The organism is Nocardia vulneris, from assembly GCF_001613425.1.
GTDB lineage: Bacteria > Actinomycetota > Actinomycetes > Mycobacteriales > Mycobacteriaceae > Nocardia > Nocardia vulneris.
Map to the genome: position 1 here is coordinate 16,678 of NZ_BDCI01000045.1, position 12,694 is coordinate 29,371.

The 12,694-nt window shown below is 69.1% G+C and carries 13 protein-coding genes and 1 riboswitch; of the genes, 8 read left to right on the forward strand and 5 right to left on the reverse strand.

Going from position 1 to position 12,694, the window contains the following annotated elements; genetic code table 11:
• Positions 1-25: 25 nt before the first annotated feature.
• Positions 26-136: riboswitch (SAM riboswitch) on the forward strand.
• A 93-nt stretch (positions 137-229) separates the two neighbouring features.
• Together NVU01S_RS37590 and metX are read left to right on the forward strand one after the other, a co-directional pair.
• Complete coding sequence (locus tag NVU01S_RS37590) at positions 230-1,558, forward strand: bifunctional o-acetylhomoserine/o-acetylserine sulfhydrylase (protein WP_052281437.1); 1,329 nt, start codon at positions 230-232, stop codon at positions 1,556-1,558.
• On the forward strand, positions 1,555-2,715 hold the full coding sequence (metX, locus tag NVU01S_RS37595) for a homoserine O-acetyltransferase MetX (protein WP_043682767.1): 1,161 nt from the start codon (positions 1,555-1,557) through the stop codon (positions 2,713-2,715). The genes NVU01S_RS37590 and metX overlap by 4 nt, the downstream gene beginning before the upstream one ends.
• A 354-nt stretch (positions 2,716-3,069) precedes the next feature.
• Here metX and NVU01S_RS37600 read toward each other — a convergent pair whose 3' ends face one another.
• Complete coding sequence (locus tag NVU01S_RS37600) at positions 3,070-3,720, reverse strand: TetR/AcrR family transcriptional regulator (protein WP_043678878.1); 651 nt, start codon at positions 3,718-3,720, stop codon at positions 3,070-3,072.
• A gap of 164 nt (positions 3,721-3,884) precedes the next feature.
• Between NVU01S_RS37600 and NVU01S_RS37605 the strand changes: the two genes are divergently transcribed.
• On the forward strand, positions 3,885-4,844 hold the full coding sequence (locus NVU01S_RS37605) for an oxygenase MpaB family protein (RefSeq protein ID WP_043678882.1): 960 nt from the start codon (positions 3,885-3,887) through the stop codon (positions 4,842-4,844).
• 63 nt (positions 4,845-4,907) lie between these two features.
• Here the strand turns inward: NVU01S_RS37605 and NVU01S_RS37610 are convergent, their stop codons facing one another.
• The gene (locus NVU01S_RS37610; RefSeq protein WP_244467463.1) at positions 4,908-5,231 is read right to left on the reverse strand and encodes a DUF3017 domain-containing protein; all 324 of its coding nucleotides are present in this window, start codon (positions 5,229-5,231) and stop codon (positions 4,908-4,910) included.
• A 149-nt stretch (positions 5,232-5,380) separates the two neighbouring features.
• On the opposite strand from NVU01S_RS37610, the gene NVU01S_RS37615 reads away from it, so the two are divergent.
• From NVU01S_RS37615 to NVU01S_RS37635, 5 genes are all read left to right on the forward strand, one after another.
• The gene (locus NVU01S_RS37615) at positions 5,381-5,932 is read left to right on the forward strand and encodes a carboxymuconolactone decarboxylase family protein (RefSeq protein WP_043678885.1); all 552 of its coding nucleotides are present in this window, start codon (positions 5,381-5,383) and stop codon (positions 5,930-5,932) included.
• A 75-nt stretch (positions 5,933-6,007) separates the two neighbouring features.
• On the forward strand, positions 6,008-6,427 hold the full coding sequence (locus tag NVU01S_RS37620; RefSeq protein ID WP_156161874.1) for a hypothetical protein: 420 nt from the start codon (positions 6,008-6,010) through the stop codon (positions 6,425-6,427).
• 41 nt (positions 6,428-6,468) lie between these two features.
• Positions 6,469-6,720, forward strand: a complete 252-nt coding sequence (locus NVU01S_RS37625) for a hypothetical protein (RefSeq protein ID WP_043678891.1) — start codon at positions 6,469-6,471, stop codon at positions 6,718-6,720.
• A gap of 29 nt (positions 6,721-6,749) precedes the next feature.
• Positions 6,750-7,130, forward strand: coding sequence for a type II toxin-antitoxin system VapC family toxin (locus tag NVU01S_RS42850; protein ID WP_244467464.1), 381 nt, complete (start codon positions 6,750-6,752; stop codon positions 7,128-7,130).
• A 43-nt stretch (positions 7,131-7,173) separates the two neighbouring features.
• Positions 7,174-7,638, forward strand: a complete 465-nt coding sequence (locus NVU01S_RS37635; RefSeq protein ID WP_014981850.1) for a tRNA (cytidine(34)-2'-O)-methyltransferase — start codon at positions 7,174-7,176, stop codon at positions 7,636-7,638.
• Positions 7,639-7,644: 6 nt separating this feature from the next.
• On the opposite strand, the gene NVU01S_RS37640 is transcribed toward NVU01S_RS37635, so the two are convergent.
• The 3 genes from NVU01S_RS37640 to NVU01S_RS37650 all read right to left on the reverse strand — a co-directional run bounded on the left by NVU01S_RS37640 (position 7,645) and on the right by NVU01S_RS37650 (position 12,693).
• Complete coding sequence (locus tag NVU01S_RS37640) at positions 7,645-7,899, reverse strand: DUF167 domain-containing protein (protein ID WP_156161875.1); 255 nt, start codon at positions 7,897-7,899, stop codon at positions 7,645-7,647.
• A gap of 77 nt (positions 7,900-7,976) precedes the next feature.
• Positions 7,977-9,128, reverse strand: a complete 1,152-nt coding sequence (locus tag NVU01S_RS37645) for a DUF4349 domain-containing protein (protein ID WP_043678980.1) — start codon at positions 9,126-9,128, stop codon at positions 7,977-7,979.
• Between the two features lie 109 nt (positions 9,129-9,237).
• Complete coding sequence (locus tag NVU01S_RS37650) at positions 9,238-12,693, reverse strand: error-prone DNA polymerase (protein ID WP_043678897.1); 3,456 nt, start codon at positions 12,691-12,693, stop codon at positions 9,238-9,240.
• Between the last annotated feature and the right edge of the window lies 1 nt (position 12,694).

The following is a 12,694-nucleotide window of genomic DNA, read 5'->3' on the forward strand; positions in this document are numbered from 1 at the left end:
GGCGCGCCGGTTATGATCGCCGTCAGGTCATGAGTACCAGCGCCAAGCCCCGGCTCGCTGGTCGGCAACCCTCCAGCAGCGGTGGGGTGCTCCGGGTGATGACCCGGCTCTCGACGGTCGAGAGCAAGCGCGCTTCCAGGAGGTTCCCGAAATGTGTTGTTGTTCTTCGCCTGCGCCCCGATAACCGAGCAGTTCTGGCGAGCAACCTTTTCTTTGGAGCAAAACCGAGATGACTGACCCCACCGTGTCCGAGGTCGATCCGAGCCAGTGGTCCTTCGAGACCAAGCAGGTACACGCGGGCCAGGCGCCCGACGCCAGTACCGGCGCCCGGGCCCTGCCGATCTACCAGACCACCTCGTACGCCTTCCGCGACACCGACCACGCCGCCGCGCTGTTCGGCCTCGCCGAGCCGGGCAATATCTACACCCGGATCATGAACCCCACGCAGGACGTGGTCGAGCAGCGCGTCGCCGCGCTGGAGGGTGGCGTCGCCGCGCTGCTGCTGGCCTCCGGGCAGGCCGCGGAGACCTACGCGATCCTGAACCTGGCCGCGGCCGGCGACCACATCGTGTCCAGCCCGCACCTGTACGGCGGCACCTACAACCTCTTCCACTACACGCTGCCCAAGCTCGGCATCGAGGTGTCCTTCGTCGACGACCCGGACGACCTCGAACAGTGGCGCGCCGCGATCCGGCCGAACACCAAGGCGTTCTACGGCGAGACCATCGCCAACCCGAGCAGCGCCATCTTCGATATCCCCGGCATCGCCGCCGTCGCGCACGCGGCCGGACTGCCGTTGCTCGTGGACAACACGGTGGCTACGCCGTACCTGATCCAGCCGCTGGCGCACGGCGCCGACATCGTGGTGCACTCGGCGACCAAGTACCTCGGTGGGCACGGCTCGGCCATCGCCGGCGTCATCGTCGACGGCGGCACCTTCGACTGGACGGTGACCGACGCGCAGGGACAGTCCCGCTACCCCGGTTTCACCACCCCGGACCCGAGCTACCACGGCGCGGTGTTCGCCGATCTCGGTGCGCCCGCGTTCGCGCTCAAGGCCCGCGTGCAGTTGCTGCGCGACCTCGGCGCGGCGGTCTCGCCGTTCAACGCGTTCCTGATCAGCCAGGGCATCGAGACGCTGAGCCTGCGGCTGGAGCGACATGTGGCCAATGCCACGGCGGTCGCCGAATTCCTGCGCACCCACCCGGACGTGACCTCGGTCAGCTACGCGGGTCTGCCCACGTCACCGTGGTACGAACGCGCCCAGCAACTGGCGCCGAAGGGCGCGGGCGCGATCGTCGCGTTCGAGCTGCGCGGTGGTGTCGATGCGGGCAAGAAGTTCGTGGACGGATTAGTCCTGCACAGCCATGTGGCTAACATCGGAGATGTGCGTTCTCTCGTGATCCACCCCGCGTCGACCACACATTCGCAGCTCACGCCGGACGAACAACTCCGCGCGGGCGTCACTCCGGGGCTGGTCCGGCTGGCGGTGGGCATCGAGGGGATCGACGACATCCTGGCCGATCTGCGCGCCGGCTTCACGGCGGCGGCGACGTGACGGTGGGTACCGAACCGAGTTTCCGCCGTTCGTCCGGGGTGGCCCTGCCACCGCCGGACGGACGGCTCGGGATCATCCCGGTCGGTGACATTCGATTGGAGAGCGGCGCGGTCATTCCGCAGGTCCATCTCGCGGTCCAGCGGTGGGGCGAGCTCTCCCCCGAGCTGGACAACGTGGTGCTGGTCGAGCACGCGCTCACCGGCGACTCGCACGTGGTCGGCTTCCCGGACGATATCCACCCGCTGCCCGGTTGGTGGGACGGCATGGTCGGTCCGGGCTGTCCGCTCGACACCGACGAGTGGTGCGTGATCGCGACGAACGTGCTCGGCGGCTGCAAGGGCAGCACCGGGCCGTCGACCCTGGCGCCCGACGGAAAGCCGTGGGGCGCACGGTTTCCGGAGATCTCCATCCGCGACCAGGTGACCGCCGAGGCGGCGCTGATGGATCGGCTCGGCGTCACGCGGCTGGCCGCGGTCGTCGGCGGATCGATGGGCGGCATGCGGGTGCTGGAATGGATGGTCGGCAGCCCCGACCGGGTCGGCGCCGCATTGGTGCTGGCCGTCGGCGCCCGCGCCACCGCCGATCAGATCGGCACCCAGACCACCCAGATCGCCGCCATCAAAGCCGATCCGGACTGGCAGGGCGGTGATTACCACGACACCGACCGCGCGCCGATGACCGGCATGGGCCTGGCCCGGCGCATCGCGCACCTCACCTACCGCACCGAGGACGAGCTCGACCACCGTTTCGAGAACAGCGCGCAGGGTGCCGAAGATCCTTGGCGTGGTGGACGTTACGCGGTGCAGAGCTACCTGGACCATCAGGCCGGCAAGCTGTGCAACCGGTTCGATCCGGCCACCTACGTGCTGCTGACCGAGGCGATGAACCGGCACGACATCGGCCGCGGCCGCGGCGGGGTGCAGGCGGCGCTGGCCGCGACGCCCGTGCCGTGCGTGGTCGGCGGCGTCGACTCCGACCGGCTGTATCCGCTGCGCACCCAGCAGGAACTCGCCGACGGGCTGCCCGGCTGCGACGGCCTCGAGGTCGTGCACTCCAGAGACGGTCACGACGGCTTCCTCACCGAGGCGGCAGCGGTGGCGAAGCTGCTGACCGAAACGGTGCGCCTGGCCCGCGCCGCCCGCCAACCCGCCACCTGAGGTTCACGCGCGCGATTGTCGCGGCGCGCAAGAACTGTCGCGGTGGGCACGAACTGTCGCGGTGGGCACGAATCGTCGCGGTGGGCACGAATCGTCGCGGTGGGCACGAATCGTCGCGGCGCGCACGAATCGTCGCGGCGCGCACGAATCGTCGCGGCGCGCACGAATCGTCGCGGTGGGCACAGAAGCGCCGACGAGTTCGTGCGCGTGGGGCCGGCGCGCACGAATTGTTGCCGCAGGCGTGGACTGTCGCGGCGCGCACGAGTCGTCGCGACGCGCGGGAATTGTCATGGCGCGCACGGAATTGCTTATTGATTCGTGCGCGGGGTGCTGAGATGTGCGCGGCGGCAGGGGTTATGGGGCTGGGGCGCCGACGAGTAGGCGGACGATGGCGTGTACGAAGCCCTGTAGGCGTTCGCGGGGGTACTCGTCAGGTTCGCTGACCGCCAGCCGCCCGAGCATCTCGGCGACCTGGAGCAGCGAGTTGGTGAGCAGCGCGGAATCCACTCCCGCCCATCGCGGTTCGAGTGCGGTGCCGATTCGGACCAGCGCCTCGGCCTGATCGAAGATGCCCGCCCGCGAATTACGCAGGGCCTCACGGTATTCGTCGGGCGCGTTGCCGGGCCCGGCGAGGATCAGCCGCCAGCGGGTCGGATTCTCCAGTGCCACACCGACGAACGCCTCGACCGTGGCCGAGGCCGCGACCACGGGGTCGGCGCCGATCAGATCGGTCGGCAGGGTGGCGGCGACCTGTTCCAGGCCGCGCTCGCGTTCCCGTTCCAGCAGTGCCGCGACGAGTTCGGCGCGGGTCTTGAAGACGGTGTAGAGCACCGGCTTGCCGACGCCGGCCTCCTGCGCGACCGCCTCCATGTTCAGCTCGTGCAGTTCCATCCGGCTCAGCACCGTGAACGCGGCGTCGAGCAACTGGGCCCGGCGCTGCTCGGGCGGCAGGCGCGGCGCGTAACGGCGACGCGGCCGCTCCGCCGCGGTACGCGATGTGGTCACTGCCGCCTCACCTCCATGCGGTCCATCCTGACAGCATTCGCCCACCTGCGGGGAATCCGCCGGTCACAAATGCTACGCCCCCGTTGTATTCGACGCACGCAATTGCTACGGTTGCGTTGTATTCACCCCCGCGCCCAGGGGCGATCACCGCAAAGGAGCACGTGATGCACTTCGATCCGACCACCCTGCGCCGGGACGACTACGGGTTCTTCGGCCCCGATTCGCCCAGCTGGAAGATCTGGACCGCGCCGACCGCGGTGATCGGGTTCCAGCGGGCCGTGGTGCTCGAGCACTTCGACCCGTACCTCACCGCCGCCGTCGCCGACTCGCAGGGCATCTACAGCAACCCGCGCCGACGGCTCGACCACACCTTCTCCTACTTCCTGATCGCCGCGATCGCCGACGGACGCACCGCCATCCAGGCGGCCGAACACCTGATGCAGGTGCACGCCCCGATGACGGGCATCGAACCGATCAGCGGCAACCGCTACAGCGCGAACAGCCCCGAGACGCAGCTGTGGATCCACATCACCGGCTGGCATTCGGTGCTCAAGGCCTACGAGATGTTCGGACCCGGCCCGCTCGCGCCGGAAGAAGAGACCCGGTTCTGGCACGAGTGCGCCATCGCGGCCGAACTGCAGACCTGCAAGCCGGCGGACGTACCACGATCCCGCGAGGAGGTACGCGCCTACTTCGAGCGGGTGCGCCCGCGCCTGTGCACCTCCGAACGCGCCGAAGAGGGCATGCACCACCTGCTGTGGACCTCGCCGCGCAATCGCGCCGGACTCGCGTATGCCATTGGCAGCAGGCTGCTTTCGCTCGCCTCGGTGGCGACGCTGCCGAAGTGGATGCGCAAGCTCGGCCGCTTCGATCGCTGGGGCATCGTCGATCTCGCGGTGAAGATTCCCGCAAAGGTCCTGGTGTGGAGCTTCAGCCGATTCAATTCGTTCGGGCTGCTCGCCGCGGCGCCGTTCATCGCGCCGATGGCGGGCCAGATCCTGAAGGAGCACATCAACGCCGCGCCGCCGACCCGGCCGGAAACCGTCACGCCGGCGCAGGCCCGCGCGCTCTACGGCAGCCGCGGCGCCCGGGCGGTACCGTCGCTCGTCGCGGAATCGGCCTGACCGGAAGGCATTTCACGGGATCCGCCCGCCGCGTCGAGGGGTGCGGCGCGGCGGGTCCCGCGCTCAGAAGACGCCGAGGGTGTTGATCGTCGCGGCGATGAAGACGATGGACGAGCCGAGCAGGGTCAGTGCGCCCACGTCGAAAGGCTTGCTGCGCACCGCGAGCAGGCCGACCCGCGCCGTCGGCAGGCACAGCCGGAAGGCGGCCGCCAGCAGGGTGGCCCCGCCGAAGAACAGGGCGCCGCGGCGCCACCGATCCTGGGCCACGAACACGATCGCCACCAGGATGACCAGCGTGACGAGCACGAGCGGCAGGTGGCAACGCAGGAACTGGGCTCCCGCGCCACCGGTCCGCTGATCCACTCTCGACCGCTCGACACCTGTCACCCCCCGATTCTTACAGACCCGCGTATCCCACGCCGCCGGCGGCCGCACTGGTCGCGCCGGGCGGTCGGCACGTGGCGAGTCCCACCCTTGCCGGGTTATTACTACCGAGCGTAGTTTGAGAAGGGATCAGCGGTACAGAAGGTGGGGCCATGCGAGCACTGACACGGATCAGGCATTATCTCCAGGCGATGCGCCAGGCCAAGCGGCACCGCTCGGATCTGGTCGGCTGGCAGCTGCGCCGGCCGCAATTACTGTTCAGCACAGCGGTGTTCGAGACCTCACTGCTGTTCTCGAACCGACTGGACCCGAAACTCAAGGAACTGGCCGAACTGAAAACCGCAGGCCTGGTGAACTGCGAGTTCTGCCTGGACATCGGCTCCGCGCTGGCCAGATCCGCGGGGCTGTCCGAACCGCAACTGCTGGACCTGCCGCGCTACCAGACCAGTTCCGCCTACACGGATTTGGAGAAGCTGGTCATCGCGTTCGCCGAAGCCATGACCAGCACGCCCGCGATCGGCATCGACGAATTACGTGAATCTCTGCTCGTCCATCTGTCCAAAGCGCAGCTGGCCGAACTGGCCGTCACCATCGCCTGGGAGAACCAGCGCGCCCGCGTCAATCAGGGGCTGGGTGTGCGCCCGACCGGCATGGCCGAAGGCGGCGTCTGCGCCCTGCCCGAACGGCCCGCCGCGGCCGAATAGCCCTGCGGTCTAACTCATTCGGTGCACCGCCCCGAGAAATGGGGGCGACGGCGCGTGGGTGACATCATCTCGACCATGACTCGACGATTTTCCCTCCTCGCGCTGCTCGCCGTCCCGGCCGCGGCGCTGGCGCTGCCCAGCACCACCGCCCACGCGATCCCCGGCCTCGACGCGCCGGTGATCGAAGAGGTCTTCTCGGTGTCGGGCACCGTGTCGGCGAAGTTCCACAACCCGAACAACGATGGCGTGTGCTGGATCTTCAACGCCAAGACCGGTGAAATCTTCGGCGGCAACAACCCGACCTCGTTCGCCACCAACGACCACAAGATGGTGCAGACCTCGACCGGCAACGGCAGCCTGCCCGCCGGACAGGTGATCGACGTGCGCGGCGCCTGCGCCTGGGAACGCCCCACCGGCCCGCACGACAACGTGACCGTCACCGACATCATCCCCGTCACCGTGGTCGGCAAACCCAGCACCGGCAGCTTCGGCTGACCCACCCGGTCCCGGGTGGTAGCCGCAGTACGATTAGCGCTATGACCGCAGCGCACGACTATGAAGACCTGCATCGCTTGGTCGATCGGCTGACGCCCGATCAAGCGCATGCGCTGCGCGCGGTCGCATTGCAACTGGTTGTCACCGACACTCCAGAGCAGAGCCCTACCAGCACTGAGCCCGGCAAGCGACGACGACACCTCTCGTTCGCCGGGGTAATGGACGCCGAGCCGGATCTCGCTGCGCGGTCGGAAGATCTGCTCCGCGAAGAACGTGGTCGGCAAGCCGAGTGATCGTCTGCGACACAGGCCCGCTCGTTGCAGTGCTGAACAAGAACGACGCGGATCATCAGCGCTGTCTAGACCTCCTGGAAACCCATCCTGGGCCACTGCTCGTCCCGAGCCCTGTGCTCGCCGAAGTCTGCTATTTCCTGGAGACTCGCGTCGGCCCTTCGGTCGAGGCGTCCTTTCTGGAATCAATCGCCCGCGGTGAGATCGAACTCGTCGATCTCACCCGAGCCGACCTTTCCCGGATGGCGGAATTGGTTCGGAAATATGCCGACTTCCCGTTGGGCGCGGTTGATGCCGCGGTCCTCGCTGTCTCCGAACGCCTCGACACGCACGAAGTCGCAACCCTGGACCGCCGGCACTTCAGCGCTGTCCGGACCCGCCATTCCACACCCCTTCGGCTGCTCCCTGACTGACCGGCCCCGCAACGGAATGCCGGCACCTGATTGACTTGGGGGCGTGTTCCGTCTGATGTTTCATGAGCCCGCTATTCCCGGGAACACCGGGAATGCGATCCGGTTGGTGGCCGGGACCGGGTCCGAGCTGCATCTGGTCGAGCCGTTGGGGTTCGATCTGTCCGAGGCGAAGCTGCGGCGGGCCGGGTTGGATTACCACGACCTGGCCTCGGTGACGGTGCATCCGAGTCTGGCGGCGGCGTGGGCGGCGTTGCGGCCGGAGCGGGTGTTCGCGTTCACCACGCAGGCGACGACGCGCTACACCGAGGTCGCCTACCGCGCGGGCGACGTGCTGCTGTTCGGGACGGAACCGACCGGGCTGCCGCCCGCGGTACTCGACGACCCGCAGGTGACGGCACAGCTGCGGATTCCGATGCTGCCGGGCCGCCGCTCGATGAACCTGTCGAACGCGGCCGCGGTCACCGTATACGAGGCGTGGCGGCAGCTCGGTTTCCCGGACGGCGTGTAATCCGGCTCAGCGGTCGATCTCGAACCGCTTGTGACGGGAGGTCGCACCCGCCGCCAAGCGCACGGCGCTCTTCGGAACCCCGTAGTGCGCGGCGAGCAGTTCGAGAGCGGCCTTGTTCGCTTTGCCCTCGACCGCGGGGGCGCGCACATACAGCTGCAAGGTCCCGTCGTCGAGGATTTCGACGAGCGGACCCTTGCGGCTGTTCGGTTTGATCGTCGCCCGGACGATGGTCGGCACCGCACCCTCCCGTCGGTCGCCCATAAACGGCTGGGCTCCAACAGTATTCGACGGCGGGGCGGGTCCGCCCTCGATCTCGGACCCACCCGGCCGCAGTCTGCTCAGGACTCGGATTCCGCCGAACTCCCAGTGCCCGAAGAACTCCCGGTGCCCGGTGGATTTCCGGCACCCGAAGGCTTCCCGGTGCCCGAAGAGCTTCCAGCTCCCGAAGCACCGCTAGTGCTCGAAGAACTCCCGGTGCTCGGAGTACCGCTCCCTGAAGCACCCTCGGCGCCTGCGGAACTCGTGCCCGCAGGCCCACCGCCCGGCCGCTCGGCACCCACCGCGACCGGCACAGAGTGACCCGATTCCCCGTGCGCCGGACCATTCGCCCCGGCCTTCTTCCGCCGCAACACCGTTCGCACGATGCCCCACACCACGGCGGCGAGCACCACGAGGAACCCGAGCCACGGAATCGCCTTGCCGGTGAACACCACCGCGTCCTTCAGCCAATCCACCAGTGAGTTCCAGCCGTCGACGATGCCTTCCCAGAAGCTGTCGGCGCGCTCCTCGTCGACCTTCTTGGTCGTGGTGGTGATGTCGATCGAGAGGCTGGACAGCGCGACCTGGTCGTCGAGGTGGCGCTTCTGCGCGGTCAAGCTGTCCAGTTCGCCCTGCCTGCTGGACAGCGCCTGCTCGGCGTTGAGCAGATCGGCGGTGTTCGTCGCGTTCGCGATGAGCCCGCGCAGCCGCTCGACGGAGGCCTGCAGCGCCTTGATCCTGGCGTCCAGGTCTTCCCACTGCATGGTGACGTCGTCGCGGTTGGTGCTCACCCGGGTGACCTTGCCGATGCCGCCGAGCCCGTCGATGAACGCGTCGGTCTTGTCCGCGGGCACCCGGACGGTGAGCGTGGCGCTGGCGTCGGTGTCGCCGGTGCCGGGCTGCTCGGTCCGGCTGTCGATCCGGCCGCCGACCTCGCGCACCCGATCGGCGATCTTGCCCGCCGCGTCGATCGGCTTGTCGGCGGTGATCTCCACGCTGCCGGTGACGATTTCCTTACGCGCCGAGGCGGTTTCGCCGCTCCCGGTGTTGTCCTTGCGCGCGGGGCCCTGGTCGCGCAGCGCGGGCGGCGGCACGGCGGCGGGCGCGGGCGCCTCGGTGGCGTAGGTGGAGGGCCGGCCCGGCGGCGCGGACTTCTTCGCGTCGTCGGCACCGCAGCCGACGAGCAACGTGAGACCGAGCAGGCCGATGCACAGCACAGCAAGCTTCCGCATGATTCGCACAGTAACCCCTCTGACTGCGGAAACGGCCCGACATAACGGTTCTCTAGAACGCTTCTAACAGTTCCTTAAAAGCGACGGCGGGCGCGGCCGCCGCCGCGGCTCAGCGGAAGTCCCGTGACTTCGAATCGACCCGCAGTTCCAGCCTGCGCAGGTGTTCGGCGACGACGGTGACCGCGCCCTCGGCGTTCTGCACCCGGCCCCGGATGAGCAGGGCGGGCGCACTCTGGGCCAGGCGGCGATAGCGCGTCCACAACCCGACCGAGCAGACGACGTTCACCATGCCGGTTTCGTCCTCCAGGTTCATGAAGGTGACACCGCCCGCCGTGGCGGGGCGCTGCCGATGGGTCACCGCGCCGCCCACCAGAACTCGCGAACCGTCGGGCACCGTGAGCAGATCGGCGGCGGGGACCACACCGAGCGCGTCGAGCCGCGGGCGCAGGAATTCGGTGGGGTAGCTCCCCGGGGAGACCCCGGTCGCCCAGACATCGGCGGCGGCCAGTTCGAGATCGCTCATGCCGGGCAGCGCGGGCGCGGTGGTGGCGGCGCCGGTGCCGGGCAGGCGATCGGGACGTTCCCCCGCGGCGGCGCCCGCGGCCCACAGCGCTGCCCGCCGGGTACCGCCCAGACTGCCGAGCGCGCCCGCGGTGGCCAGCGATTCGGCTTGCGCGACAGTGAGTTCCACCCGTCCGGTCAGGTCGAGGAAGCTGGTGTAGGGCCGCTGCCCCCGGGCGGCGACGATCTTTTCGGCCAGGTCGGTGCCGATGTGCCGGACCGCCGCGAGACCGAGCCGGACCTCGGTGCCCCGGCGTTCGAGGGTGGGTTCGGCCCGGCTGGCATTGATGTCGGGGCCGTGCACCACCACCCCGTGCCTGCGGGCGTCGGCGACCAGCGATTGCGGCGAGTAGAAGCCCATCGGCTGGGCGCGCAGCAACCCGGCGCAGAACGCCGCCGGGTAGTGCAGTTTGAACCACGCCGAATAGAACACGATCGAGGCGAAGCTCTGCGAATGGCTCTCGGGGAAGCCGAAATTGGCGAAGGCATAGAGCTTTTCGTAGATTCGGTCGGCGATTTCGCCCTCGATGCCGTGCAGCTCGCGCATGCCTTGGTAGAGGCGCGCTTTGAGCCGCTCCATGCGTTCGGGCGACCGTTTGGAGCCCATCGCGCGGCGCAGCTGATCGGCCTCGGTGGCGGTGAATCCCGCGACATCGACGGCCATCTGCATCAGCTGCTCTTGGAACAGCGGCACGCCGAGGGTCCGGGCCAGCGCATTCTCCAGCGCCGGATGGTCGAAGTCCCAGTCCTCCAGTCCGTTGCGCCGCCGGATGTAGGGGTGCACCGAGCCGCCCTGGATCGGGCCGGGCCGGATCAGTGCCACCTCCACCACCAGGTCGTAGAACGTGCGGGGCCGCAGCCGCGGCAGGGTCGCCATCTGCGCGCGCGACTCCACCTGGAACACGCCCACCGAGTCAGCGCGCGAGAGCATCTCGTAGACCGCAGCCTCTTTCAGGTCGAGTTTGTGCAGCTCGACCACCTCGCCGGTGTGCTCGCGCACCATGTCCATCATGTAGTGCAGCGCCGAGAGCATGCCGAGGCCGAGCAGGTCGAACTTCACCAGATCGATGGCGGCACAGTCGTCCTTGTCCCACTGCAGCACGCTGCGGCCGGGCATCCGCGCCCACTCCACCGGGCAGACGTCGGCGATCGGCCGGTCGCAGATCACCATGCCGCCGGAGTGGATGCCGAGATGCCTTGGGAGGCCTTCGATGTCGCCCGCCAACTGCAGCACTTCGGCGGGGATGTCGGTGTGCGCCTCCGCCTCGACACCGGTCCACCTGCTCACCTGCTTGCTCCAGGCGTCCTGCTGCCCCTGCGAAAAGCCCAGTGCGCGAGCGGCATCGCGCACCGCGGACTTGCCGCGGTAGGTGATCACATTGGCCACCTGGGCGGCGTACGCGCGGCCGTACTTGGCGTAGACGTGCTGGATGGCCTCCTCGCGGCGGTCGGACTCGATATCGATATCGATATCGGGCGGGCCGTCGCGCTCCGGGGAGAGGAAGCGCTCGAACAGCAGGGTGTTGCCGACGGGATCGACATTGGTGATGCCGATCGCGTAGCAGACGGCCGAGTTGGCCGCCGAACCCCGGCCCTGACAAAGGATGTCGTTGTCCTGGCAGAAGCGGACGATATCGTGCACCACCAGGAAGTAGCCGGGGAACTCCAGCTCCTCGATCACCGCCAGCTCGTGCTCGATCTGCTGGTAGGCCTTGGGATTTCGTTCCCGCGGCCCATAGCGCGCAGCCGCGCCCTCGAAGGCGAGCCGGCGCAGATAGGACGTCTCGTCGTGGTTCGCGGGCACGGTGAACGGCGGCAGTTTCGGGGCGATCAGCTTCAGGTCGAAGGCGCACTCGCGGGCGAGCAGGACCGCGTTGTGCACCGCCTGCGGGCACTCGGCGAACAGCCGCGCCATCTCCGCGCCGGAGCGCAGGTGCGCGCCGCCGGTGGGCGCCAGCCAGCCCGCGATCTCGTCCAGACTCTGCCGCGCCCGGATCGCGGCCAGCGCCATGGCGCGACGGCGCTGCCGCGGTGCGGCGAAATGCGCTCCGGTGGTGGCGATCACGGGCAGGCCGAGCCGCTCGGCCAGCGCGAGCAGGTGCGCGTTGCGTTCGTCGTCCTCCGGGATGCCGTGGTGGGTGAGTTCCACGCTCACCCGGTCGGCGCCGAAACGTTCGGTCAGATCGCGCAGCGCGGCCTCGGCGTGCACGAGACGGGTACTGCCCGAACGTAAGTCGTCCGCGAGCGCGCGGCGCAGATGTCCTTTCCGGCAGCCGGTCAGGATCTGCCACTGGCCGCCCGCCGCCGCGGTGAGGGTGTCGAGGTCGTAGCGCAGGATGCCCTTCTCCCCCGCGGCCATGTGCGCGGCCGCGATCTCCCGGGAAAGCCGGCGGTAACCCTCCTGACCGCGGGCCAGCACCAGCAGATGCGGTCCGGCGGGGTCGGGGGATCCGGTGCGCGGCACGGAATCCGGGGCATCGATGTGCCCGCTCCGCCCGGCGCCGTTCCCGTCCGGATCGGGCGCGCCGAGCACACCGTCCGGGCCGGTCGCCGAATCCCGTTGGCTGCCCGCGCGATCCGCGCCCTTGGTACGCCGCCGCGGCGACGGCCGGTCGGTACCGAGCGAGAGCTCGGAGCCGAAGACGGTCGGCAGGCCGAACTCCCTGGCCGCCTCGGCGAAGCGCACCGTGCCGTAGAACCCGTCGTGGTCGGTGAGCGCGATCGCCTCCAGGCCGAGTCGTACGGCCTCCTCCACCAGTTCCTCGGGCTGGCTCGCCCCGTCCAGGAAGCTGTAGGCCGAGTGCGCGTGCAGTTCCGCGTACGGCACCCGCGCCTCGTCGGCCGGCGCCACCGGCTCGGACCGGTACTCGCCGCGTTTACGGGACCAGGCCGGGCTGTCGCCGCCGTCGCCCGGATACATCGCGTCCGGGTTCGTGCGGCCGGGCCGGCCGGACAGCACCCGTTCCAGCTCGGTCCAGGTGGGCGGGCCGTTACTCCACCCCACC